This is a genomic window from Staphylococcus sp. HMSC069E10, from assembly GCF_001809205.1.
In the GTDB taxonomy this organism is placed as follows: Bacteria; Bacillota; Bacilli; order Staphylococcales; family Staphylococcaceae; genus Staphylococcus; species Staphylococcus hominis.
In genome coordinates this window covers 1-24,563 of sequence record NZ_KV796469.1, presented here as the reverse complement: position 1 = coordinate 24,563, position 24,563 = coordinate 1, and the positions used below count along the sequence as shown (strand labels likewise).

Here is a 24,563-nt window from a genome sequence, read left to right as displayed (position 1 = left end):
ATTAGGTTAAACCTCGAAATTATCGTCTATTTCTATTATAATAGATAGATATTGACAGTTTAAAAGGAGCGTTATCTAATGAATTCATTTGGACCGGTTGAGATTGGTTTAATTGCAGCGATAATCATAGCGATTATATGTTTTATTCTATTTTTAGTTGCTTTGAAAAGTAAAAATAATATGAAACACAAAGCGAATGAAGAGTACAATCTCAAGGAGCAACAACTCAAATCTTCACATGAGGAAGCACTTGAAAAAGAACGTATTGAAAATAAAAAACAAGTAACGAAACAAAAAGAAGAATTTGAAGTTACAGTTAATGGAAAAGAACGTGAAATTGATGCTTTGAAATTATTTTCTAAAAATAAAAGTGAATACGTGACTGATATGAGACTCATTGGTATTAGAGACCGTTTAGTTAAAGAAAAACGTATTAGACGTGAAGATATGCATATAATGGCTAATATTTTTTTACCAAGTAATGAGTTTAATAATATTCAACGTATTAGCCATCTTGTGCTTACTAGAACTGGTTTATATATCATTGATTCACAATTATTAAAAGGTCATGTTTATAATGGAATTAGTGGCGCACAATTTCAAGAATTACCAATGCTGAAGCAAGTATTTGATACACTTGATTTAAATACACAAGCGCCTCAAACGTTAGTTCTTGATCAACATGAAGATAATCATTCGAAACTATCATTTATTAATTATTCTGATCAACTTTCTGCAATTGAGAAGTTGGCTACAGATTTACAAACAGAATTAGGACTTAAATATACGCCAACATCAATTTTATATTTTAATCCTAAACATGATAAAGACGTAACGATTTCAAACTATGCACAAAGTTCAAGTGTTAAGGTTTTAGTTGGTCCTGAACAACTTGACGAATTCTTTAACAAATTTGTATTCCATGGACGTATTCAATATAATGTCGATGAATTACAAAATATTATGGATAAAATTGAATCATTTAACTAAGAGAGGCTACCATCAAAATTTTAAATTTTGATGGTACTTTTTTATTATAAGCGATGTTCATAAATATACTTTTAGGGTATATACAGAATAGTTATTTTTAAAGGAGGAAGTAAGATGGACTATATTGAATTCTATAATGGAAATCAAATGCCAATGTTAGGACTTGGAACATTTCGAGTAGAAAATGACGATACTTGTAAAGAAGCAGTTAAACATGCTATTGAATCTGGGTATCGTAGCATAGATACTGCTAAAGTATATGGAAATGAAGAACAAGTAGGCCAAGGTATCAAAGAAGGATTAGAATCAACAGGTTTAAATAGAGAAGATATTTTCGTAACATCAAAATTATTTTTCGAAGATTTCGGACGTAAAAATGTGGCTCAAGCCTACGAAACTAGTATCCAAAAACTTGGGTTAGATTATTTAGATTTATACTTAGTACATTGGCCAGGGACAAATGAAGCCATAATGATTGATACATGGAAAGGTATGGAAGATTTATATAAAGATAATAAAGTTAAAAACATTGGAGTTAGTAATTTTAATCCAGATCATTTTGAAGCATTATTAGCACAAGTGTCAATTAAACCAGTCATTAACCAAGTAGAATTTCATCCATACTTTACTCAAGAAAAACTTAGAAAATATTTAGAAGCTCAAAATATTTATATGGAATCTTGGTCACCATTTATGAATGCTCAAATTTTAAACGATGAAACGTTAAATGAAATTGGTAAAGAAGTTAATAAATCAGCAGCACAAGTTATTATTAAATGGAATATGCAACATAACGTCGTCGTTATTCCCAAATCAGTTACATCAAGCAGAATTGAAGAAAATATAGATGTATTTGATTTTGAATTATCAGCAGAGCAAATGAAACGAATTGATGATTTAAATAAAGATCAACGTATAGGACCTGATCCAGATACATTTGAAGGTCAATAAATTTAATTAAAAAAGAGTGAACTTGTAGGTTAATTTACTACACAGTTCACTCTTTTGTTATATTATAAAACCAATCCAACAAGCAATAAATCCTATAACAAATTGCAATAGAGAATACATCATAAATTTAAAAAGTTTAAAAGACGGTGTTAGACATTGCGCAAGCTCATAAGACATGGTTGAAAATGTCGTTAAACCTCCTAAAAATCCAGTAATAAAAAACATATGTATCCAGTTTAAGTGAATAGAGAGGCCAGTTGTTAAACCAATGAGAAAACTTCCAATCCAGTTGACGATTAAAGTAGCAATAGGTATTGAAGTAGACCATTTGGATTTAGTGACATCAGTTAGCCATGCTCTAACGACAGCGCCTAAACCACCGCCAATCATAATTAAAAGAGCTTGTATCAAGATGTAAGACCTCCTAATGTCATACCTATCCAGCACAAGATAACACCAAAGCAATAACTTATAAATGCATAAACCAAAGCTAAGATAATATGATGGCTGTAAAGTAATGTGACTAACTCAAATTGAAATGTTGAAAATGTTGTTAAAGCGCCTAAAAAACCAGTTGTAATACCTTTTTTAATTTTAGGGTGATCTTTAAATAACTTAATCATTACTACAGATAGATAACCCATAAGAAAAGCACCTGACAGGTTAGCTATCAATGTGCCAATTGGAAAGGTGTTACTTTGATTCATAAAGGAAAACAAAAATCTTAATAAAGCGCCCAACATACCACCTATAAACACGGTTATATATTGCATAACATACTCACCTTTATATATTATTTTATGCGTATTTGATTATGAAAAAATGCCAAACGTTGTAATAGAAGCAAAAATATGAAACAAAATTACTACCAATATGAGATAAGGTAATATTTTAGAAGCGGTCTTAATCCAATCTTTATTTTTATAATTTAAATGTTTAATTGCTTTATCAGAAAATATAATTGAGGCCATAAGGATGACAACATTTACAATACTACATGCAATTAATAAATTTTTTATTGATTTAAATTGAATGCTTAATAAAGGATTAAATGTATTAAAATAAAAGCTAATAATTAAAAGAATAACTGATATATAAAAATATTTTTTTGATTTAGACATAATATACCTCCGATTTATACCATTAAATAATATTACCACATTTAATTTCATTTTTAATAGTACCTATATCATAAGGTTTTAATTTTCAGAAAATTCAAAGCAAAACATTCGCATACACAAAAAAAGCATGATATAAATAACTTAACGAAATAGTAAAACATCCTGTACATAAAAAAATAATCATACGTATGGTGTCTTTTCGTAAAGCAAGCTATATTCGTAATATAAGTGAGAAGGGAAGATTTTATGACTCAATTAAATGTAGACGTATTTGCCGATGGTGCAGATATCGAACAAATGAAAGCTGCATACAAAAATAAAGAAGTAGATGGTTTTACAACAAATCCTAGCTTAATGGCAAAAGCAGGTGTAACAGATTATAAAGCTTTTGCAGAAGAAGCAGTACGTGAAATTCCTGATGCTTCTATATCATTTGAAGTATTCTCAGATGATTTAGATACAATGGAGAAAGAAGCAGAAATTTTAAAGCAATATGGAGACAATGTGTTTGTTAAAATTCCAATTGTGAACTCAAAAGGTGAGTCTACAATTGAATTAATTAAAAAGTTATCAGCTGATCATGTTCGTTTAAATGTAACTGCTGTTTATACAATTGAACAAGTTAAAGCTATTACAGAAGCAGTGACTGAAGGTGTACCTACATATATCTCTGTCTTTGCGGGACGTATTGCTGATACGGGTGTAGATCCACTTCCTTTAATGAAAGAATCTGTAAAAGTCGCACATAGTAAAAATGGTGTTAAATTATTATGGGCAAGTTGCCGTGAAGTGTTCAATGTTATCCAAGCTAATGAAATTGGCGCCGATATTATCACTTGTCCAGCAGATGTTGTTAAGAAAGTTAACAATAATCTTGGACGCGATATTAATGAATTGCCAGTGGATACAGTTCAAGGATTTGCAAAAGATATTAAAAGTTCTGGATTATCAATATTATAAAATCACTATATCTAATTATGACCAACCGAGTCTAAGACTACAAATATGTCTTAGACTCGGTTTTAGTGTTATATGAATATCAAAGAGAGGGAGTAATAAAGTATCTTTCTTTTTTATTGAGTTTGTTTTAAAATCGGTGTTCAGTTAAAATTTATGAATATAATTAAATAGAAAGGAATTAAGTTATGGAAGAAACTGCTTTTAGAGAAAAAGTAAGAAAACAATTGTGGTTTTTAAATAAAAAAGAAAAGCAATTATTAGAACATACTTTTGAACAAAATAATGCTTCATTTAATAATGCAGAACAGAAATTTATGAAACCTACTCGTTTTGCTAATCAATTTTTACAGGTTCATATTTTTCGAAATAAACATTTTTCAAATGGATATTTTTTCTTATTAATTATATTATTTGTTCTCACCTACATCCTATTACTAGGATGGTTTTTAGCTGGATTTATCGCAAGTTTAGCAGTAGTCAATCAGTTTATAAATCCTAAAGCAGAATTAAGTCTAATCTATCTTGTATTAATCTTAGTTTTTGCCATTATTAGTTTGGTTGTCAGTTTGTATCTCATAAGATTTGTGACTGCTTTGTTTACTAAAAGATTACTTGAATATAAGTTTAATGAAAAGAAGTCGTCTTATTAATTAAATAGGCTAATAGAATACTTTCTTGCCATTTTTTATAAACTAAAATGTAAGGCTCATCCACTACGCATTGAGCTGAATTATCAAAGGTAATAATGGTTTTATTTTGAGAAGACGTTAATCCAATAATACGTTGCGCATTAAAATATATTTGTATGGGTGCACGTTGATGTTTGATTGGAAATAAAATGACGTCTTTAGAAATATAAATAGGAACTAGTTTATTGATAGATAATAAGCGTTTAGCTAATTTAAGTTGTTGTGTATATGATTTATTAAATTGTTCTAGATAGTATATGACAATCTTTTTAATATGAAAGGGTAGAATCATATCATATGTTTTAAAACAACATTTAGTCTGAATTGTGGAACCTTCTAAAGTTTGAATGTATAACAAATCGAAAGTATTATGAGGTAACATGCCAATCACCTTCTAAATAATATTGCTGAAGTTTGATACGGGCAGAAGATTTATATTTTTTAATTGTAGTGTCTGAGACATTCATCTTTTTAGCGATTTCATATTGTTTGTATCCACGAAGATAATATATCAGCCATTGATATTCATTTGAATTTAAAATATATTTGAAATCATTAAAAAAAGATTCATCTTTCAATGTATAAGTTAAAGAATGATTTAACGCTGCAATATCTAAGCAGTCAATCTTCAATTGCTCCTTTCTAAAAAGATCAATAAGATAAAACTTTAATCGCTGATAAATAAAAGAGGATAAAGATACAGAAGAAGATGGGTTATAAATTTTGGAGATTTCCCACAATTTTATTAATAATAATTGATAAAATTCATCATAATTATAAGTGATACGGTATTGTCTTAACAAATGATGAATCATTTTATGATATTTTATGTGTAATGAACTAAAATCTGAAATAGTTATTCTTTCTCCTTAGTTATGTACATAAACAATATTTCCGGATGTATAAATTCTACATGAGGTATCGTGAATTTTCATTTGCTTAATTTAATAAATAGGTGTTAAATAGTAAACATAGAATCGTTGGATTGGATGATATATGGCTTTAACAAGTTTGTAAGATTAATATTCGACATTTGTACAATAAAATATAGGAGGTATGAAGTTGGATTACGCACATTTAAATCTTGAGCACTTTTTTGCAAGACATGATGATTTAGACGTCATTAGAGATCGTTCTGAATTTGTAATGATAAATAATTTTACAAATGAAATGATGTATCGTGATGGTGATATTGAAGGGACAATTGATTTAAATCAATATTATTATAAGAATAGATCGCAAGCTGTCAGTTTTATTATGATGGATTATAAAAGAAATAACGAATAATTAAATATGTTAACCTTACTACAAATAACTATATTTATTTAATAGATAAAAATCATTGAGTAATGAAATGTTGAGTATTTCATTACTTTTTATTTTTTATTAAATTTCAATTTTGTTACTTTTATTTTATGAATATGTAACATTATAATTATAAAATTGTTTATGAGAATTAAAAATGTTAGAATTTATTATCATAGATGACTTTTCTATAAATGAAATTACAACATTAACCTAAGAGGTGTGAATATGACAAAGCACAGAAAAGGTTCTATTATAGGCCTAATAGGGTTACTTATTATTTTAGTAGCAGCTGGCTTCATTTTTTTCTCAATGATTTCTGATCAGATATTTTTCAAAAAAGTAAATGAAGTAGAGAAAGTTCAACATGTGAACGTCACGCTTGATAAAGCTGCTGCAAAACAAATAGATAACTATACAAGTCAACAAGTATCGAATAAAAACAATAATGCATGGAGAGATGCATCAGCAAGTGAAATTAAAGGTGCAATGGATAGTAGTAAATTTATCGATGATGATAAACAAAAATATCAATTTTTAGATTTATCTAAATATCAAGGGATTGATAAAAATCGTATCAAACGTATGTTGTTCGATCGACCTACATTATTGAAACATACTGATGCTTTTGTAAATGCTGCAAAAGAAAAACATGTTAATGAAGTCTATTTAATTTCTCATGCATTATTAGAAACAGGTTCAGTAAAAAGTGAACTTGCGAATGGTGTAAATATTGATGGTAAAAAATATTATAATTTTTATGGCGTTGGAGCTTTAGATGAAGATCCAATCAAAACAGGTGCTGAATATGCGAAAAAACATGGTTGGGATACACCAGAGAAAGCAATTAAAGGTGGCGCAGACTTTATTCATAAACACTTCCTATCTCACGATGATCAAAATACATTATATAGCATGAGATGGAATCCTATGAATCCTGGTGAACATCAATATGCGACTGATATTAAATGGGCTGAAAGTAATGCGGAAATTATTGCTGATTTCTATAAAGAAATGAAAACAGAAGGTAAATACTTCAAGCTATATGTTTATAAAGATGATCAAAAACATCAATAATCAAAATAAAAACCAACATTATCTTTAATTAGATGATGTTGGTTTTTTTATTTATTCAGCTTTGTTTTTTCTTGAAGCCCAAGTAAATCCAATGATAAAAACAATTAATGTTTTTAATAAAAATTTCATTGTTTAGTCACCTCAATATCTAAATTTTAACATAGTTACACATGATTATTTATGTTTTGAAATGGATCATCGTGTTAATAGTGAAACATTTTGAAGTCGAGAATCGTATTGGTATAATATGATAATATTCAACATAATACAAATATATAAAAGGATGATGTTAAATATGCGAGTAGCAATTATAGGCATGGGTACAGCAGGTGTAAGTGTACTTAGACAACTCGTTAAACATAAAGACTTTAAGCAATTAAAAGTCGATGTCTACGATAATGAATTTAATATGGGACAGGGTGTTCCTTTTCAAAATGATAGTAGTCAATTATTAATTAACTTACCCACTAAAAAGATGAGTTTAAATTTAGATGATGATGAAGAGTTTTGGAAATGGTATCAAACACAATCTGATTTTACGTTTAAAAATCCAAAGTATTTACCAAGATTTGTTTTTGGCCATTATATGAAATCATACTTATCAAATTATGAGACATTATATGATAACCTTACAGTCATTAAACAACCAGTACAAGAAGTCTTCATTAATTCAAATATAGATGAAACCACATTGAAATATTATGTCTGTACGTCTAAAGATATGAAGCATTGTCAAGTATATGATTACATATTTTTAACTATAGGTACTTTATCATATCACGATCCTTATCATTTAAAAGGTATAAAAGGTTATATTCAAACTCCTTACCCTACATATAATACTTTAGATGATGTACAAGAATCTGATGATATTGCTATTATTGGAACAGGATTAGCTAGTTTAGATGTAGTGCGTTATGTAGCGTTTCATCATCCTAAACTACCTATCACAATGACGAGTCGTTCTGCTCAATTGCCTAGCGTAAGAGGAAACATGAAAAAAATTGAGTTTCAATGTTTAACAAAATCTAAATTTAATGATATTAAAGATAAGTACTTTGGAAATGTGCCATTAGAGAAAGCATTCGATTTATTTAAAGAAGAGTGTGATTTAAATGGTATTGATTTACAGAAATTGGTTCACCGCCGAACAGGAGATACGATTAAAGATTTAAATTATGATTTAGAACATCCAGATGAGATAGGTATATTCCAAACATTAATAGAGAATGTCAAAGAAAATTTAAATTGGATTTGGAATAGTTTTAGTCGTCAAGATCAAATTGAATTCGATAAACGTTTCACTAAAATTATTCAACTTAACTCAAACCCTATGCCTCCAAGAACTGCAAAACTCATCAAGCAATTAATAAAAGATGGTTCATTAGTGATTAGAAAGGATTTAGAAAATGTGGTACATAAAAATGGATTATTTAATTTAAAATTTAAAAATGATGAACAATGGTATCCACATCATATTATTATTAATGCAACAGGTTCTAAAACACATTTAAAAGATTTAGATGAAGATGATCAATTTATCTTAAATCTTCAAAATCGACAAATTGTTCAAGCCCATCCTATGGGTGGAATACAAATTATCCCAGAAACAAATCAGGTGATTAGTCCAAGATATGGTACTTTAAATAATATGATTGCTATTGGACAAATCACTAATGGAGTAAATAAATTGCGGAATGGAGTAAAAATGATTGTTAATCAAGCGGTAAGTGCAGTGGATTATTTATATGAAATTCGAAAAGAATTTGATCATACAGTATAATGCTTTACACAATAATGAATAAATATCTCTTTAAGAGTTAAATTTAAAAATCAAATTGAAATTCTTTATTTGTAATTTTCCAAAAATAAATGTAAGATGATATATGTAGTACTAAACTACGATGACTCAAATTTAATCACAATTTCATACGTATTCTTTCGGGGCAGGGTGTAATTCCCAACCGGCAGTGATTAAGCCTGCGACCCACTTGATCTTAATTTATTAAGTGGCTGATCTAGTGAGACTCTAGAGCCGACAGTAAAAGTCTGGATGGGAGAAAGAATCAATCACATCATTACTGAATGATGTATAAGCATGCACAATATAAAAATTGTAGTACGCTTGTTTAAGTATATATACATGCCCTATGCCTGTGAAACAGGTATGGGGTTTTTTTAGAGGTGATAAATTGAGTGAATTTATGAAATATGCAATTCAATTAGCACAAATGGTGAAGGGACAAACTGGAGTTAATCCTCCTGTTGGCTCAGTTGTTGTGAATGATGGGCGTATTGTGGGACTAGGTGCACATTTAAAGCAAGGAGAGAAACATGCGGAAGTTCAGGCTTTAGATATGGCACAAGATAAGGCAAAAGGCGGCACCATTTATATTTCTCTTGAACCCTGTACACATTATGGGTCAACACCACCTTGTGTGAATAAAATTATTGAACATGGGCTTAGTAAAGTGATTTATGCTGTAAAAGATACGACGTTATCTTCTGAGGGAGATATCATTCTTGAAAAGGCAGGTATTGAAGTTGAATATCAATATTCAGAAGAAGCTTTTGCTTTGTATGAAGATTTCTTCAAAGCAAAACAACATAAAATCCCTGAAATTACAGTAAAAGTCTCGACTTCGTTAGATGGGAAACAAGCGACTGATAGTGGACAAAGTCAATGGATTACGAATAAAGCTGTAAAACAAGATGTATATCGTTTAAGACATACTCATGATGCCGTATTAACTGGTAATGGAACGCTTGAAGCGGATAATCCACAATATACAACACGTATTCAAGATGGTAAACATCCAATAAGAATCATACTATCTAAGCGAGGTCAAATTGATTATTCAAAACAGATATTTCACGATCAATTAAGTGAAATTTGGATTTATACTGAAAATCATGAACTAAAAAGTCCAAGTCATCATATAAAAATAATATATTTAGAAACATGTAATTTAAAATCTATTTTATCTGATATATATCAAAGAGGTGTTGGCAGATTATTAGTAGAAGCTGGGCCTCATATAACTTCAGAATTTCTCCAATCTAATTATTTAGACCATCTTATTATTTATTATGCCCCGAAAATAATAGGCGGTATTGGAAAAAATCAATTTTATCAAACTGATAATGTCATTGATTTAGCTAATGCGCCACAATTTGAAGTGATTTCTACCGAGTCTATTCAACAAAATATTAAAATGACATTGCGAAAGAAGTGAAGATAAATGTTTACAGGTATCGTTGAAGAAATAGGTACTGTAAAGCGTATTCGCACTCAACAATCCGTAAGGACATTAGATATTTCATGTCAAAAAATTATAGAAGATATGCATATTGGTGATTCTATAAGCGTAAATGGTGCGTGTTTAACAGTCATTGATTTTAAACAAAATCAATTTTCTGTCCAAGTGATTAAAGGTACTGAAAATAAAACCTATTTAGCTAATATTAAAGAAAATGATGAAGTCAATCTTGAACGTGCAATGTCAGGTAGTGGACGTTTCGGAGGACATTTTGTATTAGGTCATGTAGATGCAAAAGGAACAATTATAAATATCAGAGAAACGCCTAATTCACGCATTGTATCTATTAAGGCATCGGACTCGGTCATCAAACAAATGGTTAAGCAAGGTTCTATTACTGTTGATGGCGTAAGTTTAACAATTTTTGACTTGCATCAACATAGTTTTGATATCCATCTTATTCCTGAAACAAGACGTTCAACGATTCTTTCTAATAAAAAAATGGGCAATGAAGTTCATCTTGAAACAGATGTATTATTTAAATATGTTGAAAGTATAGTTGGTAAAAATAAATCTGATTTATCAGTTGATAAATTAAAAGCATATGGTTTTTAGGAGGGGCTTAAATGAAATTCGATAGCATTGAAGAAGCGTTAGAAGCATTAAGAAATGGCGATAGTATTATTGTAGTAGATGATGAAGATCGTGAAAATGAAGGTGACTTAATTGCAGTCACTCAATGGATGAAAGATGATACCATTAATTATATGGCCAAAGAAGCGCGTGGATTAATTTGTGCTCCTATAAGTTCACAGATTGCTGAACGTCTAAATCTTAAAACTATGGTTGATGGTAATACAGATGAATACGGTACAAATTTCACTGTAAGTATCGATCATATCTCTACTACTACAGGAATTAGTGCATTTGATCGTACAGCAACAGCGAAAGCGTTAATTAATCCTGATTCTAAACCAGAAAGTTTCCATAAACCAGGACATTTATTTCCTTTAGTGTCTAAAGAAAAAGGTGTATTAGTTAGACCAGGACATACGGAGGCTGCTGTAGATTTAGCTAAATTAACTGGTGCTGCACCTGCTGGAGTTATATGTGAGATAATGAATGACGATGGTACGATGGCAAAAGGTAATGAATTACAACAATTTAAAGAGCGTCATCAATTAAAAATGATTACAATTGAAAGTTTAATTAATTATCGTCGAAAACAAGAAAACGAAGGTATTGAACTTAAAGCAACTGTAAAAATGCCAACGGATATTGGTGATTTTAAAATGTATGGTTTTCAATCTCAATATACACATGAAGATATTGTTGTACTTGGCAAAGGAGAACCACGTACAACTGAAAATGTAAGACTACATTCTGCTTGTTTAACAGGTGATATTTTCCACAGTCAACGATGTGATTGTGGCGCTCAATTAGAAGCATCAATGAAATATATAAATGATCATGGTGGATTAATTATTTATTTACCACAAGAGGGTAGAGGCATTGGTTTAATGAATAAACTAAAAGCTTATGAATTAATTGAGCAAGGACATGATACGGTTACTGCAAACTTAGCATTAGGTTTTGATGAAGACTTAAGAGATTATCATATAGCTGCTCAAATTCTTAAATATTTTAATGTTCAACAAGTTAATTTATTAAGTAATAATCCTAAGAAATTTGAAGGTTTGGAAGATTATGGTATAAAAGTTGCAGATCGTACAGAAATTATTGTGCCAGAGACAGAACATAATCATCATTATATGGAAACAAAAAAATTGAAAATGGGACATCTTATTTAGGAGGAATTTAGAATGAATTTTGAAGGTAAATTAGTCGGTACAAATTTAAAAGTTGCAATAGTAGTGAGTAGATTTAATGATTTTATTACCAACCGTTTATTAGATGGAGCGAAAGATACATTAGTAAGACATGGTGTAGATGAAGATAACATTGATGTTGCATATGTACCAGGTGCATTTGAAATTCCACTTGTTGCTAAAAAATTAGCGCAAAAAAATGATTATGATGCAGTGATTACTTTAGGCTGTGTCATTAGAGGTGCAACATCTCATTATGACTATGTTTGTAATGAAGTTGCTAAAGGCGTATCAAAAGCAAATGATGTTACAGATACACCAGTTATTTTCGGTGTTTTAACAACTGAAAGTATTGAACAAGCAGTTGAAAGAGCGGGTACGAAAGCAGGTAATAAAGGTGCAGAAGCGGCAGTAAGTGCAATTGAAATGGCAAACTTACTTAAACAGTTTTAATTAATGTAGAGCGTCTCGATAATTTTAAGGATTATCGAGACGCTCTGTATTTCAACGTTTTAGTAATTTCACAATACTAGATACTAATGTAAGTGTTCCTAAAGCTAGTCCACTAACTAAGCCAATTTTTTTAGTGCTTCTGTTGAAATAAATTCTTGATAGGCAAGGGAAAGATTTTGAGGTCTCTCAGCCAGGCGACGCATGAAATAAGCAAACCAGTCATTGCCATATGGAACATAAACGGTAAAGTGATATCCTTGTCTAGCAATCTCTTCTGCTAATTCATTACGAAAACCATACAACATTTGAAATTCAAAAGTGCTTTTTTCAATATGATGATCTTTGACAAATTGTTTAACATGGTTAATGATTTTATCATCATGTGTTGCAATTGACGTAAAGTTTTTGGCATTAAGTAAACGTTTTTCAATAATATTTATATAATTTTTATCTATATCTTTTTTACTTTGATAAGCAATCGTATCCTTTTCTTTATAAGCGCCTTTGACCAGTCTTAATCTTAATTCTGGGTACTTATCAATTAATTTCTCTGCATCATAAAGGTATCCTTGAATAACTGTACCGACATTTCTAAATTCTCCTTTTAACCTGTCTAAAATCTGTAATGTTTGTGATAAGCTGTTATATTTTTCCATATCAATATTAATACGCATATTATCATAGGTATTAGCCTTTGATAAAATGTCTCTTAAATTTTGATAGGCTAACTCAGTATCAAATTCACCGCCTAATGAACTCACTTTCACCGACATATGTGCACTCACTTGATATTTATTAATAGCTTCCATTATCTCAAGAATTTCATTTTTAGCTTGAGTCGCTGCTGCTTTAGTATTAACAAATTCTCCAAGATTATCTACAGTAACATCAATATGTTTAGCGTTTAAACGTTCAATCGTATCAATGAGTTGTTCTATAGTATTACCCGCAACAACTCTATTAGCCCCCATGGTAGGTCCGATTTTTTTAGCCATTTCATTTAAATATGTAATATTTGATAATGTTATGAAAAAATCTCTGAATAAAGACATATCTATTCCTCCATCCCACTCGTATCTATCTCTATAACAAGTTTAGCATGAATACATCGTTTAAGAAAGCGTTTACATTTAGGAGGTAAAATACGTTTAAATTCATTAGTCATAAATTAAGAGAATCTATATACTGTTTAACAACAATTAAAGGTATAATTTGATATAATACATTTGATAAACATTCAATTAGAGAGGATTCAAAAATATGTGGAAGTGGGAAACAGAACATGACGCTAAAGGCGTAATCATCATAGTACATAATATGTTAGAACATACTGGTAGATATGCGTATGTGATTACGATGTTGAGACGTAATGGTTATCACGTAATTATGGGTGATTTACCTGGACAAGGTCAAACTTCACGAGCTAACAGAGGTCAACTACAACGTTTTGAAATTTACCATGAACAGTTAGTTGAATGGATAAAAATTGCAAACGAATATAAATTACCAACATTTGTTATGGGTGTTGGATTAGGTGGTTTAATTATTCTCAATTTACTTGAAAAGACTGAACTACCTATTGAGGGCATATTACTACTCTCTCCAATGCTTGAATTTAAGAAAAATTATAAAACACGAAAAAATATGTTTATATCTAATATTGGAAAGAGCTCAAAAGGTACACAATTTAAATTAGGAATAGATTATGAAGATTTAACTCGTAATTCAGAAGTGATTAATGAGACAAATCATGACGGATTGATGTTAAAGAAAGTATCTTACAAATGGTTTAACATTATTAATGAAACGATGAAAGACACATCACAACATATTAAAGATATCAAACCGTTACCCACTTTATTAATGTATGGTACCGAAGATAAAATTTTAGAAACTTCTTCAATAGATATTTTAAAACAACAATTTCTTGCAGATGAATTTTATTTTAAAGCGTGGAAAGGGTTTTATCATGAGATTCACAATGAACCTGAACGAGATCAAGTCATGAGATATATATTAACTTTCTTGAATAATAGCGTAAATACAATGGGATTTATTGTACAAGAAGAAGATATTGAGGAAGTATAAGATAATCTTTAAAAATCTATAAAGAATAGCTCGTAGAAGACAGATATCTACGAGCCTATTCTATATCAAAATTATGGTTATAATATTATAAATGAGCTAAAATTACAATATAAGTAGAATTATAACTATCAATTACTTTTTATAAATTGTATGAATTTAGTATTAGAATTATAATATAAATATTGATTTAAAAAATATAGTTGATATATTATTAAAAAATACCAAATCGTATAAACTTAATAATAAATTGAATTATAGTTATTATACATAATATGAGAGATCAAGGGGAATGAATGATGAAATTACAAAAAAAAGAAACGGTATCTATGGTATTGAAATTAGAGAAATTATTGAAGGATATAGATTCTATATTTAGAATTATTTATGAGAAGTATCATTTAAATAAAGAAGAAGTACTTATTTTATTAACGTTATGGGAAAAGGGGCCTATGACATTAAAAGAGATGGATCAATACGTTAATATCAAGTCATATAAACGAACAAGAACGTATAATAATTTAGTTCAATCTGATTGGGTTTACAAAGAGCGTCCAATTGACGACGAACGTACGGTTATTATCCATTTTAATGAAGAAAAAAATAAATATAGAAATGAATTATTAGATTTTATTACTACTATTATTAAAAGAAAATATGAATCTTTAGAAAATAGTTTGAATTCATTGATGAGCGTTTAATATAAAAAAACCCGTAAATTAAAACTACGATTTGATGTTTTAATTTATGGGTTTTAAAATTTAACGTTTTTCAATCGCACATATAAAAGGTGCATGATTAACTTGATTGATAAATTGATATTTTAATATGTGTGCTTTACTTTGATCAAAGTTTTCGAGATATTTTAATAATTCATCTCTTTCGATTTGTCCTTCCTCATGTCCATGATAAATCACTAGTACAATAATACCTTCTGTACTTAATAGTTTAAAAATACTTTCAATAGCTTGAATAGTGGTTTCAGGTTTAGTAACAATGGATTTATCACCTTTAGGCAGATATCCCAAATTGAAAATAGCTGCATCCACGTTTCCGATGATATCACTTGGTATATCATTTAAGATATTTTCATGTCCATCATGTATCAATGTAACATGTTTAAAAGGTGCTATTTTTTCTTTTGTATGTTCAATAGCTTCTTTTTGTATATCGAAACCAAACACTTTGCCATTTGGAACCTGTTCAGCTAAAAATAGGGTATCATGGCCGTTACCACAGGTAGCATCAATAACAATACTATCTTCTTGAATATGTTGCTTAATAAGTGTTTTAGCAAAAGGAAGAATGCGTTCTAATTTCATGAATTCACCTTAGTATTAGATGTGTAAAACTTACCTTGATAAGATTCACGACGTGCTAATTCATCATCTATTTCATTGAGAACTTCCCACTTGTTAACACTCCACATTGGTCCTACCATTAAATCAATCGGTCCATCTCCAGTAATACGATGAATAATCATGTCTGGCGGAAGGATTTCAAGTTGATCACACACTAAGTTTGTATAATCTTCTTGCGTCATAAATTCAAGCATACCTTTTTCGTATTGTTTAACCATTGGTGTACCTTTAAGTAAATGTAATAAATGGATTTTAATACCTTGAACATCCATTTGTGCCACTTCTCGTGCTGTTTCCATCATCATATGATAATCTTCACCTGGTAAGCCATTAATGATGTGTGTACATACGTTAATATTATGTTTACGCAATTTAGCTACACCTTCGTAATACGTTTGCATATCGTGAGCACGATTAATTAAATCAGAGGTCTTTTGATGAACTGTTTGAAGACCAAGTTCCACCCATAAATAAGTACGTTGATTTAGTTCAGCTAAGTATTCAACCACATCATCTGGCAGACAATCTGGACGTGTAGCGATAGATAAACCAATAACTCCTTCTTCTTTTAACACAGGTTCATATTTTTCTTTTAAAACTTCTACAGGTGCATGGGTATTAGTAAATGCTTGGAAGTAAGCAATATATTTACCTTCACTCCATTTTTCATGCATTCGTTCTTTAATTTGTTGGAATTGTACTTCAATTGGATCGGCTCTATTTCCTGCAAAGTCACCACTACCAGCTGCTGAACAAAATGTACAACCGCCATGTGCGACAGTACCATCTCTATTTGGACAGTCAAATCCGCCATCTAGAGCAACTTTAAAAATTTTCTGTCCGAATTTATTTTTTAAATGGTAATTCCATGTATGATATCGTTTATTTTCAAAGGCATACGGGAAATACTTACCCATAACACATTATCCTTTCTATCTAACTTAGTTCTAAGTAAAGATTTTAACATATTTTAATGTTATAGTGTTTATTATAGTTCGATAAAAATATAAAGAGAGGACTTAAAAATTATGAATATACCTAGATCAGTATGGTGGCTAGTTATAGGAATGGCATTAAATATAACTGGCTCTAGCTTTTTATGGCCTTTAAATACGATTTATATGAAAGAAGAATTAGGAAAAAGCTTGACAGTTTCTGGGATTGTTCTAATGATTAATTCTTTTGGAATGGTAGTTGGTAACTTACTAGGTGGAACGTTGTTCGATAAGTTAGGTGGTTATAGAACAATCATGATAGGTACTATTACTTGTTTGTTTAGTACAACATTACTTAATTTCTTTCATGGATGGCCGTGGTATGCAGTTTGGTTAGTGCTACTTGGTTTTGGTGGGGGAATGATTGTTCCAGCAATCTATGCAATGGCTGGTGCCGTTTGGCCTAATGGTGGCAGAACAACTTTTAATGCTATTTACTTAGCTCAAAACATAGGTGTTGCTACCGGAGCTGCAATGGGAGGATTCGTTGCTGAATTTAGCTTTAATTTTATCTTCTTAGCTAATTTAATCATGTACGTATTATTTGGAATTGTAGCCTTTACGCAATTTAATTTAGAATACCATGCTAAAGTGAAATCACCAGATAGTCTAGATATCCAAAGTAAAGAAAATAAAAAACGTTTTATAGCTTTAATACTATTATGTGCCATGTTTAGTATTTGTTGGATTGGATACATTCAATGGGAAACAACAATAGCTTCATTTACGCAACAAATTAATATTTCAATGTCTCAATATAGTGTATTATGGACAGTAAATGGAATTATGATTTTAGTTGCACAACCATTAATTAGACCAGTCATTCGTTTGTTAAAAGGAAACTTAAAATATCAAATGTTTGTTGGTATTTTAATTTTTATGTTGTCATTCTTTGTTACAAGTTTTGCAGAACAATTTACTGTTTTCTTAATAGGAATGATTATTCTTACTTTTGGTGAAATGTTTGTATGGCCTGCAGTACCAACGATTGCCAATTATTTAGCACCGCAAGGTAAGCAAGGTCAATATCAGGGTGTAGTAAATTCTGCATCAACTGTAGGGAAAGCATTTGGTCCTCTAATCGGGGGTATATTGGTAGATACATTCAATATGAGTGCAATGTTCATAGGAATGATCATTCTTTTATTAATTGGAATGTTTTTCTTATCTATTTTTGATAAGGGTCTACCAAAACATTCACAACATGAAAATCGTTGAAAGACAACTTGAAATTAAACATATAAAATATGCTGAACCACTTGCAATTAGGTTACGAATCTCATAATATTAAACTGTATTGGAGTAGTAACTTAAATACTTTTCTAAAGAGAGCTAGTGGTGGTGCAAACTAGCGTTAAGAATTAAGTGAACTTACCGTTAATTAATCGAATTTAAAACATCTCTTACTATTATAAAGTGCACATGTAAAATGTGAATGAGGGTGGTACCGCGGCTAAAGAAAGTCGTCCCTGTCAAAAGTAATAGTTTGAGGTGTTTTATTTTTATTAGGAGGAAAATACTTTGGGTTATAATCACAAAGAGATTGAACAGAAATGGCAAAATTATTGGGCTGAGAATAAAACATTCAAAGCAAGCGATAATTTAGGCCAAAAAAAATTCTATGCATTAGATATGTTTCCATATCCATCTGGTGCGGGATTACACGTAGGACATCCAGAAGGATATACTGCAACGGATATTATTTCTCGTTATAAACGTATGCAAGGATATAATGTATTACATCCAATGGGGTGGGATGCCTTTGGATTACCCGCTGAGCAGTACGCGTTAGATACAGGAAATGATCCTAGAGAATTTACTAAAAAGAATGTTCAAACATTTAAACGTCAAATTCAAGAACTAGGTTTTAGTTATGACTGGGATCGAGAAGTTAATACTACAGATCCTGAATATTATAAATGGACGCAATGGATTTTTATTCAGCTTTATAATAAAGGACTCGCATATGTAGATGAGGTTGCAGTAAACTGGTGTCCAGCACTTGGTACAGTGTTATCAAATGAAGAGGTTGTAGATGGTGTATCAGAACGTGGAGGTCATCCTGTATATAGACGTCCGATGAAACAATGGGTATTAAAAATTACAGAATATGCCGATCGTTTATTAGAAGATTTAGATGAATTAGATTGGCCTGAATCAATTAAAGATATGCAAAGAAACTGGATTGGTCGTTCTGAAGGTGCACGTGTGTCATTTAATGTTGAAAATACTAATGACACTATTGATGTGTTTACAACACGTCCAGATACTATCTACGGTACAACATTCTTAGTACTTAGTCCTGAACATGCGTTAGTGAATGAAATGACTACTGATGACAAAAAAGAAATGGTTAAACAGTATCAAGAAGAAGCATCAAAAAAATCAGACTTAGAGCGTACTGATTTAGCAAAAGATAAATCAGGTGTGTTTACTGGGGCGTATGCTATTAACCCGTTATCAGGTAAGAAACTTCCAATTTGGATTGCTGATTATGTATTATCGACTTATGGTACAGGTGCAGTTATGGCAGTACCAGGACATGATGAGCGAGACCATGAATTTGCTAAGAAATTTGATTTACCTATCATTGAAGTTATCGAGGGCGGAAACGTTCAAGAAGAAGCATATACTGGAGAAGGTGCACATATCAATTCTGGCGAACTAGATGGGCTAGATAATAAAGAAGCAATTTCTAAAGCAATTACTTTACTCGAAGCCAAAGGTGCTGGCGAGAAAAAAGTGAATTACAAATTACGTGACTGGTTATTTAGTAGACAACGTTATTGGGGAGAACCAATTCCAGTGATTCATTGGGAAGATGGTACGATGACAACTGTGCCTGAAGAAGAACTTCCATTATTACTTCCTGAAACTGACCAAATCAAACCATCTGGTACGGGTGAATCACCATTAGCCAATATTGATGACTTTGTAAATGTTGTTGATGAAAAAACAGGCATGAAAGGACGTCGCGAAACAAATACTATGCCACAATGGGCTGGTAGTTGTTGGTATTATTTACGATATATTGATCCACATAATGAGAATATGTTAGCAGATCCAGAGAAATTAAAACATTGGTTGCCGGTAGACTTATATATTGGTGGAGTAGAACATGCGGTACTTCACTTACTGTATTCAAGATTCTGGCATAAAGTATTATATGATTTAGGTGTAGTTCCTACGAAAGAACCATTCCAAAAATTATTCAACCAAGGTATGATTCTCGGTGAAGGCAACGAAAAAATGAGTAAATCTAAGGGTAACGTTGTTAATCCTGATGATATCGTAGCATCACATGGCGCAGATACATTACGCCTATATGAAATGTTTATGGGACCATTAGATGCAGCTATAGCATGGAGTGAAAATGGGTTAGATGGCTCTAGACGTTTCTTAGATCGTGTATGGAGATTATTCATTAATGAAGATGGGTCATTATCTAATAAAATTGTTGAAAATAACGATAATTCATTAGATAAAGTTTATAATCAAACAGTTAAAAAAGTGACAGAAGACTTTGATACTCTTAACTTTAATACGGCAATTAGTCAATTAATGGTATTTATCAATGATTGTTATAAAGCGAATAACATTTACAAACCTTATGTAGAAGGATTTGTTAAAATGTTAGCACCAATTGCCCCTCACGTTAGTGAAGAGTTATGGCAACGTTTAGGTAATCAAGAAACTATTACGTACCAACCTTGGCCTACGTATAATGCATCATTACTTGTAGATGATGAGATTGAAATTGTAGTGCAAGTTAATGGTAAAGTAAGAGCGAAAATCAATATTCCTAAAGACTTATCTAAAGAAGATATGCAAGAGTTAGCATTACAAAATGAAAATGTTAAACTATCTATAGAAGGTAAAGAGATTAAAAAAGTTATTGTTGTACCTCAAAAATTAGTGAATATCGTTGCAAAATAATGAAGGAGGAGTTTTATAATGGAATCAATTACAGTAGATCAATTAAAAGAGAAAATACTAGGATCTAATCCAGTAAATATTATCGATGTGCGAACAGATGAAGAAACTGCAATGGGGACAATTCCTGGAGCTAAAACTATTCCAATGGATCAAATTGCTGATAACTTAAATCAATTTAATAAAAATGAAACGTACTACATCGTTTGTGCTGCAGGTGTTCGTAGTGAAAAAGTAACGAACTACCTTGAAAATGAAGGTATTCATGCAGTTAATGTTGAAGGGGGCATGCAAGCATGGGGCGATGAAGGTATTGAAATAGACAGTATATAATGATTTATAAATATTTAAACTATAATACAGAAAAACAGCGAAGTTATGATTCTTCGCTGTTTTTTATAATTTAACTTATTTTTAATATTTTTATATTATTTAGTTGTAGTACTTTTAATTTTATTATGATATTATATTTAAGTGTGAATATAATATTATGTAAGTGAGAGTAACAACTATAGCATACATAAAACATTTTCATTATAACAATTGACATCAAGAGAGAACATCAAGGAGGAAACATAATGAATCTTTTTAAAAAACAGAAATTTAGTATTCGTAAATTTAGTGTGGGGACATTTTCAACGCTAATTGCTACATTAGTGTTTTTATCACATCCTGGTCATGCAGCAACTCATGATGCAGAAACAAATACAAGTGCGCCACAAACGAATGAAAGTGCGACGATTAATAAACAAAATACTAATATTGAACAACCACATAATGAAACAACGTCAGCAAATACATCTAATTCAAATGAAAATAATCGAAATAATGAAAATAATACTTCAAGTGATTATTCAATTAACCGTGAACGTGAAGAAGGTACAGTGAATAATGTAATTAATAGCACTGAAAATAATACAAATCATAATGAGAAAGTAACAACTAATGACGTAGTTAGTAATGAAAATAATCATGAAACTACAAACGTTAATCAACCACATAGAAGAGGGAAACGTTCAGTAGATAACACTCCTAGTACTACAAATACAGATCCGATGGCTGTAAATGAACAAAATACTGGTCAAATCATTAATGGGACATTTACAGATAATTCACAGGGTGCGACGATACCGACTAAGAATTTAGAGTCTGCAATGAATGAAGCAAATACTGTACCGGGTTGGCATGTAAATAGTAATGATCAAACCATCATTCCATTAATTTGGGGTCCTAAATCGTTGCCCGCATACAATCCTTATATATTCGATAAAACCAATAATAAAATTGGTGTAGTACTATCAAAATATAATGGTAACTTTAATCAAGTTCCAGGTATAGCTGATCCTACAGTAGGATCAATTTACCAAGATGTTGATGTTACTCCTGGATCAGAAATCCAATTACATTATATTTCTAGTAGTATGAATAATATATGGGGGGTTAATGGTGCAAGAGTGTATATTTACGATGCGAATAATCCTTCTACACTTTTATATAAAGGAACTCCGGATATATTACAGAACCCAATTGGTAACTTTGTAGGTGTATTTCAAGTGCCAGAAACAGTCTCACGATTAAGATTAAGATTTGAATCGGCATTAAATCGTAGTACTGATTCTACTAATGGACATAGACTCCTTACTGGTCCTAATAACTTTGGAGGCGGAGTGTTAGCTGATGTTACCATTAATAGTGGCGCATATTTAACTGCGACAGTAAATAATACACACTACTTTGCACAATCTGGATCCATAAATGCTGATCGAGTTTATCAAGAAATAGGGTTTAGAATTGAAAATAGAGGACATTCTAGTTCAAATAAAACAGAATATACGATTGTTTTACCAGAAGATGTGACATATGTATCTACAAAAAATGCTACTGGAAAATTTAATGCAGCAACTAAAGAGTTAACAGTTAAAATAGATCGACTTGAAGCAGGAGCAAGTAAAAATATTTCTATAGGATTATCCTTACCAACTGATCGACCAATTGAAAAAGAATTCTTAGGACATTTGACTTATGTTACAGATGGTATAAATATGAATAGGTTAAGTGATTCTAAAGATTTTGGACGTAATAATGGCGATCATTATACAAGATACGGTGTGCATAATGAATTTGTAAGTGTTGATTCTGCTATGCGACAAGGAGATATTGTATTAGATAAACAAACTATTACAGTTAAAATGTATAAGCAACATTTGAGAGACAAAGTAACAGAAATTGAGGATGATTTAGCCAATCTTGATCAAAACGATAATTCACCAGAAGTATGGGAAGCAATGCAAGTGGTACTTAGAAAAGCTAAAGAAGTATTAGCTGAAACAGATGAGATGCCTATAAGTGAATTGAAAGATCAAGCAACGATTAATAGTATCGATTTAAATTTAGATAAAGCACATGCTAAATTATCATTAGACAAAGTTGCAAGAACTAAAAGAGCGCTCTTTATGGGTAACGATACAGCTACAATTGAAGAAAAAAATGCTGTGATTGAGCAAGTGAATCAAGCACTACAATCTAGTTATACAACTGTTGATCAATCAATGACTTCAAATGATGTAGCAACAAATAAAGACACTGGAATTAATGAAATTACAATGATTGATCTTACTCCAACAGTAAAGCAAGCAGCAATTGATGAATTAACTGAAAGAGCAAATGCTAAAAAAGTAGAGTTTGATAATAATCCTGATGCAACAGTAGAAGAAAAAGAAGCTGCAAAAGCAACGATTGATAATTTAGTGTCAGAGGCTACAACAAATATTATGAATGAAACTACAAATAATGGTGTAGCGCAACAAAAAACAAGTAGTATAGATAGTGTGAATGCTGCTACTATAACTCCAACTGTTCGAAGTAACGCTAGAACTGCAATAGATAATATAGCATCTGCAAGAAAAGTTGAAATAGATAAGGATAATAATGCAACTTTAGAAGAAAAAAATGCAGCTAAAACTGAGATAGATAATTTGGTAGCTAGAGCAAAAGCAGATATTAATAGTCTAAATCACAATAATGAAATTGAAATATTAAAAGAAAACAAAGTAAACGAAATATCACAAGTAGTAGCGCATCCAGTAAAGAAAAATGCTGCTGCACAAGCAATTGATCAAGCCGCTATAGCTAAAAAACAAGAAATTGATTTAATAGAAGATGCGACTATAGAAGAAAAAGAAGTCGCAAAGGTAAAAGTAGATAAAATAGTAACCGAAGCTAAAAATAACATTAATCAAGCAACTACTAATTCAAGTGTAGATGATGCACAAAATGAAGGAATAACTGCAATTAATGCAGTTATTCCAGAAGTGGTTAAAAAATCAGATGCAAGAGATACAATCGATGAGGTAGCCCGAATTAAAAAAGCAGCAATTGATCAAACACCTGATGCAACAGTAGAAGAAAAAGAGGCAGCAATAGCGAAAATAGATCAAGAGGTTACTAAGGCTAAGGAACAAATTCATCAAGCACTAAAAAATGAAAATGTAGATACTGCTAAAATAAATGGTACGAATTTTATTAATGCAATCCAACCAGAAATTACGAAAAAA

24 protein-coding genes, 1 pseudogene, 1 riboswitch and 1 other annotated feature are annotated in these 24,563 nt (G+C 30.7%); of the genes and pseudogenes, 17 read left to right on the top strand and 8 right to left on the bottom strand.

The window, feature by feature from the left end; genetic code table 11:
• The first annotated feature begins 78 nt into the window (after nucleotides 1-78).
• Both HMPREF2561_RS01035 and HMPREF2561_RS01030 read left to right on the top strand, forming a co-directional pair.
• Nucleotides 79-990: an NERD domain-containing protein gene (locus tag HMPREF2561_RS01035; RefSeq protein WP_017176371.1), complete on the top strand. Its 912-nt coding sequence runs from the start codon at nucleotides 79-81 to the stop codon at nucleotides 988-990.
• Nucleotides 991-1,104: 114 nt separating this feature from the next.
• A complete protein-coding gene (locus tag HMPREF2561_RS01030) occupies nucleotides 1,105-1,941 on the top strand; it encodes an aldo/keto reductase (RefSeq protein ID WP_017176370.1) in 837 nt (278 codons plus the stop codon).
• 57 nt (nucleotides 1,942-1,998) lie between these two features.
• Here HMPREF2561_RS01030 and HMPREF2561_RS01025 read toward each other — a convergent pair whose 3' ends face one another.
• The 3 genes from HMPREF2561_RS01025 to HMPREF2561_RS01015 are packed head-to-tail and all read right to left on the bottom strand — an operon-like array spanning nucleotide 1,999 to nucleotide 3,062.
• A complete protein-coding gene (locus HMPREF2561_RS01025) occupies nucleotides 1,999-2,352 on the bottom strand; it encodes a fluoride efflux transporter FluC (protein ID WP_017176369.1) in 354 nt (117 codons plus the stop codon).
• Nucleotides 2,349-2,714, bottom strand: coding sequence for a fluoride efflux transporter CrcB (gene crcB, locus HMPREF2561_RS01020; protein WP_017176368.1), 366 nt, complete (start codon nucleotides 2,712-2,714; stop codon nucleotides 2,349-2,351). The genes HMPREF2561_RS01025 and crcB overlap by 4 nt, the downstream gene beginning before the upstream one ends.
• A 39-nt stretch (nucleotides 2,715-2,753) precedes the next feature.
• Nucleotides 2,754-3,062 (bottom strand): hypothetical protein, encoded by a 309-nt coding sequence (locus HMPREF2561_RS01015; RefSeq protein WP_049379367.1) that lies wholly within the window; start codon nucleotides 3,060-3,062, stop codon nucleotides 2,754-2,756.
• A 246-nt stretch (nucleotides 3,063-3,308) separates the two neighbouring features.
• On the opposite strand from HMPREF2561_RS01015, the gene HMPREF2561_RS01010 reads away from it, so the two are divergent.
• The gene (locus tag HMPREF2561_RS01010) at nucleotides 3,309-4,022 is read left to right on the top strand and encodes a transaldolase (RefSeq protein WP_017176366.1); all 714 of its coding nucleotides are present in this window, start codon (nucleotides 3,309-3,311) and stop codon (nucleotides 4,020-4,022) included.
• Nucleotides 4,023-4,207: 185 nt separating this feature from the next.
• Nucleotides 4,208-4,672 carry a membrane protein gene (locus HMPREF2561_RS01005; protein ID WP_017176365.1) on the top strand — a complete coding sequence of 155 codons (465 nt, stop codon included), beginning with the start codon at nucleotides 4,208-4,210 and terminating at the stop codon, nucleotides 4,670-4,672.
• Here HMPREF2561_RS01005 and HMPREF2561_RS01000 read toward each other — a convergent pair.
• Both HMPREF2561_RS01000 and HMPREF2561_RS00995 read right to left on the bottom strand, forming a co-directional pair.
• Nucleotides 4,647-5,093 carry a competence protein ComK gene (locus tag HMPREF2561_RS01000; protein ID WP_017176364.1) on the bottom strand — a complete coding sequence of 149 codons (447 nt, stop codon included), beginning with the start codon at nucleotides 5,091-5,093 and terminating at the stop codon, nucleotides 4,647-4,649. The genes HMPREF2561_RS01005 and HMPREF2561_RS01000 overlap by 26 nt on opposite strands.
• On the bottom strand, nucleotides 5,080-5,565 hold the full coding sequence (locus HMPREF2561_RS00995; protein ID WP_256218095.1) for a sigma-70 family RNA polymerase sigma factor: 486 nt from the start codon (nucleotides 5,563-5,565) through the stop codon (nucleotides 5,080-5,082). Before HMPREF2561_RS00995 ends, HMPREF2561_RS01000 begins: the two co-directional genes overlap by 14 nt.
• A gap of 208 nt (nucleotides 5,566-5,773) precedes the next feature.
• Here HMPREF2561_RS00995 and HMPREF2561_RS00990 point away from each other — a divergent pair, with 208 nt between their 5' ends.
• From HMPREF2561_RS00990 to ribE (HMPREF2561_RS00960), 7 genes are all read left to right on the top strand, one after another.
• Nucleotides 5,774-5,998 carry a hypothetical protein gene (locus HMPREF2561_RS00990; RefSeq protein WP_002449634.1) on the top strand — a complete coding sequence of 75 codons (225 nt, stop codon included), beginning with the start codon at nucleotides 5,774-5,776 and terminating at the stop codon, nucleotides 5,996-5,998.
• Nucleotides 5,999-6,244: 246 nt separating this feature from the next.
• The gene (locus HMPREF2561_RS00985; RefSeq protein WP_037541107.1) at nucleotides 6,245-7,093 is read left to right on the top strand and encodes a peptidoglycan release complex glucosaminidase SagB; all 849 of its coding nucleotides are present in this window, start codon (nucleotides 6,245-6,247) and stop codon (nucleotides 7,091-7,093) included.
• 295 nt (nucleotides 7,094-7,388) lie between these two features.
• On the top strand, nucleotides 7,389-8,876 hold the full coding sequence (locus HMPREF2561_RS00980) for an FAD/NAD(P)-binding protein (protein WP_049382125.1): 1,488 nt from the start codon (nucleotides 7,389-7,391) through the stop codon (nucleotides 8,874-8,876).
• A gap of 150 nt (nucleotides 8,877-9,026) precedes the next feature.
• Nucleotides 9,027-9,162, top strand: a riboswitch (FMN riboswitch).
• A 123-nt stretch (nucleotides 9,163-9,285) separates the two neighbouring features.
• Entirely contained in the window at nucleotides 9,286-10,329 is a 1,044-nt protein-coding gene (gene ribD / locus HMPREF2561_RS00975; RefSeq protein ID WP_070468252.1) for a bifunctional diaminohydroxyphosphoribosylaminopyrimidine deaminase/5-amino-6-(5-phosphoribosylamino)uracil reductase RibD, read from the top strand.
• A 6-nt stretch (nucleotides 10,330-10,335) separates the two neighbouring features.
• Nucleotides 10,336-10,968: a riboflavin synthase gene (gene ribE, locus HMPREF2561_RS00970; RefSeq protein ID WP_070468250.1), complete on the top strand. Its 633-nt coding sequence runs from the start codon at nucleotides 10,336-10,338 to the stop codon at nucleotides 10,966-10,968.
• Between the two features lie 11 nt (nucleotides 10,969-10,979).
• On the top strand, nucleotides 10,980-12,164 hold the full coding sequence (gene ribB / locus HMPREF2561_RS00965; protein ID WP_049379361.1) for a 3,4-dihydroxy-2-butanone-4-phosphate synthase: 1,185 nt from the start codon (nucleotides 10,980-10,982) through the stop codon (nucleotides 12,162-12,164).
• A 12-nt stretch (nucleotides 12,165-12,176) separates the two neighbouring features.
• Nucleotides 12,177-12,635: a 6,7-dimethyl-8-ribityllumazine synthase gene (gene ribE / locus HMPREF2561_RS00960; RefSeq protein ID WP_048761778.1), complete on the top strand. Its 459-nt coding sequence runs from the start codon at nucleotides 12,177-12,179 to the stop codon at nucleotides 12,633-12,635.
• A 51-nt stretch (nucleotides 12,636-12,686) separates the two neighbouring features.
• On the opposite strand, the pseudogene HMPREF2561_RS00955 reads toward ribE (HMPREF2561_RS00960), so the two are convergent.
• Nucleotides 12,687-13,687 (bottom strand): annotated as a pseudogene (locus tag HMPREF2561_RS00955) (proline dehydrogenase family protein).
• Between the two features lie 208 nt (nucleotides 13,688-13,895).
• On the opposite strand from HMPREF2561_RS00955, the gene HMPREF2561_RS00950 reads away from it, so the two are divergent.
• Together HMPREF2561_RS00950 and HMPREF2561_RS00945 are read left to right on the top strand one after the other, a co-directional pair.
• Nucleotides 13,896-14,723 carry an alpha/beta fold hydrolase gene (locus tag HMPREF2561_RS00950; protein ID WP_017176356.1) on the top strand — a complete coding sequence of 276 codons (828 nt, stop codon included), beginning with the start codon at nucleotides 13,896-13,898 and terminating at the stop codon, nucleotides 14,721-14,723.
• Nucleotides 14,724-15,019: 296 nt separating this feature from the next.
• Entirely contained in the window at nucleotides 15,020-15,421 is a 402-nt protein-coding gene (locus tag HMPREF2561_RS00945) for a transcriptional regulator, SarA/Rot family (RefSeq protein ID WP_002449620.1), read from the top strand.
• Nucleotides 15,422-15,481: 60 nt separating this feature from the next.
• On the opposite strand, the gene HMPREF2561_RS00940 is transcribed toward HMPREF2561_RS00945, so the two are convergent.
• Both HMPREF2561_RS00940 and HMPREF2561_RS00935 read right to left on the bottom strand, forming a co-directional pair.
• Nucleotides 15,482-16,042: a tRNA 5-(aminomethyl)-2-thiouridylate-methyltransferase MnmM gene (locus HMPREF2561_RS00940; protein ID WP_048680716.1), complete on the bottom strand. Its 561-nt coding sequence runs from the start codon at nucleotides 16,040-16,042 to the stop codon at nucleotides 15,482-15,484.
• Nucleotides 16,039-16,998 carry a tRNA modification radical SAM protein MnmL/YtqA gene (locus tag HMPREF2561_RS00935; RefSeq protein ID WP_017176354.1) on the bottom strand — a complete coding sequence of 320 codons (960 nt, stop codon included), beginning with the start codon at nucleotides 16,996-16,998 and terminating at the stop codon, nucleotides 16,039-16,041. Before HMPREF2561_RS00935 ends, HMPREF2561_RS00940 begins: the two co-directional genes overlap by 4 nt.
• A gap of 111 nt (nucleotides 16,999-17,109) precedes the next feature.
• Between HMPREF2561_RS00935 and HMPREF2561_RS00930 the strand changes: the two genes are divergently transcribed.
• From HMPREF2561_RS00930 to HMPREF2561_RS00915, 4 genes are all read left to right on the top strand, one after another.
• Nucleotides 17,110-18,294: an MDR family MFS transporter gene (locus HMPREF2561_RS00930; protein ID WP_070468247.1), complete on the top strand. Its 1,185-nt coding sequence runs from the start codon at nucleotides 17,110-17,112 to the stop codon at nucleotides 18,292-18,294.
• A 65-nt stretch (nucleotides 18,295-18,359) separates the two neighbouring features.
• Nucleotides 18,360-18,550, top strand: a binding site (T-box leader).
• 47 nt (nucleotides 18,551-18,597) lie between these two features.
• Nucleotides 18,598-21,012, top strand: coding sequence for a leucine--tRNA ligase (gene leuS, locus HMPREF2561_RS00925; RefSeq protein WP_049434522.1), 2,415 nt, complete (start codon nucleotides 18,598-18,600; stop codon nucleotides 21,010-21,012).
• Between the two features lie 18 nt (nucleotides 21,013-21,030).
• On the top strand, nucleotides 21,031-21,342 hold the full coding sequence (locus HMPREF2561_RS00920) for a rhodanese-like domain-containing protein (protein WP_048761790.1): 312 nt from the start codon (nucleotides 21,031-21,033) through the stop codon (nucleotides 21,340-21,342).
• 245 nt (nucleotides 21,343-21,587) lie between these two features.
• A partial coding sequence (locus HMPREF2561_RS00915) for a SasC/FmtB family protein (protein ID WP_141743256.1) occupies nucleotides 21,588-24,563 on the top strand: 2,976 nt, incomplete at its 3' end.

Bases quoted from the DNA above. Each gene is read 5' to 3' on its own strand.
- HMPREF2561_RS01035 (WP_017176371.1), top strand. From the start codon at position 79: ATGAATTCATTTGGACCGGTTGAGATTGGTTTAATTGCAGCGATAATC.
- HMPREF2561_RS01030 (WP_017176370.1), top strand. From the start codon at position 1,105: ATGGACTATATTGAATTCTATAATGGAAATCAAATGCCAATGTTAGGA.
- crcB (WP_017176368.1), bottom strand. From the start codon at position 2,714: ATGCAATATATAACCGTGTTTATAGGTGGTATGTTGGGCGCTTTATTA.
- HMPREF2561_RS01015 (WP_049379367.1), bottom strand. From the start codon at position 3,062: ATGTCTAAATCAAAAAAATATTTTTATATATCAGTTATTCTTTTAATT.
- HMPREF2561_RS01010 (WP_017176366.1), top strand. From the start codon at position 3,309: ATGACTCAATTAAATGTAGACGTATTTGCCGATGGTGCAGATATCGAA.
- HMPREF2561_RS01005 (WP_017176365.1), top strand. From the start codon at position 4,208: ATGGAAGAAACTGCTTTTAGAGAAAAAGTAAGAAAACAATTGTGGTTT.
- HMPREF2561_RS01000 (WP_017176364.1), bottom strand. From the start codon at position 5,093: ATGTTACCTCATAATACTTTCGATTTGTTATACATTCAAACTTTAGAA.
- HMPREF2561_RS00985 (WP_037541107.1), top strand. From the start codon at position 6,245: ATGACAAAGCACAGAAAAGGTTCTATTATAGGCCTAATAGGGTTACTT.
- HMPREF2561_RS00980 (WP_049382125.1), top strand. From the start codon at position 7,389: ATGCGAGTAGCAATTATAGGCATGGGTACAGCAGGTGTAAGTGTACTT.
- ribE (WP_070468250.1), top strand. From the start codon at position 10,336: ATGTTTACAGGTATCGTTGAAGAAATAGGTACTGTAAAGCGTATTCGC.
- ribB (WP_049379361.1), top strand. From the start codon at position 10,980: ATGAAATTCGATAGCATTGAAGAAGCGTTAGAAGCATTAAGAAATGGC.
- ribE (WP_048761778.1), top strand. From the start codon at position 12,177: ATGAATTTTGAAGGTAAATTAGTCGGTACAAATTTAAAAGTTGCAATA.
- HMPREF2561_RS00950 (WP_017176356.1), top strand. From the start codon at position 13,896: ATGTGGAAGTGGGAAACAGAACATGACGCTAAAGGCGTAATCATCATA.
- HMPREF2561_RS00945 (WP_002449620.1), top strand. From the start codon at position 15,020: ATGAAATTACAAAAAAAAGAAACGGTATCTATGGTATTGAAATTAGAG.
- HMPREF2561_RS00940 (WP_048680716.1), bottom strand. From the start codon at position 16,042: ATGAAATTAGAACGCATTCTTCCTTTTGCTAAAACACTTATTAAGCAA.
- HMPREF2561_RS00935 (WP_017176354.1), bottom strand. From the start codon at position 16,998: ATGGGTAAGTATTTCCCGTATGCCTTTGAAAATAAACGATATCATACA.
- HMPREF2561_RS00930 (WP_070468247.1), top strand. From the start codon at position 17,110: ATGAATATACCTAGATCAGTATGGTGGCTAGTTATAGGAATGGCATTA.
- HMPREF2561_RS00920 (WP_048761790.1), top strand. From the start codon at position 21,031: ATGGAATCAATTACAGTAGATCAATTAAAAGAGAAAATACTAGGATCT.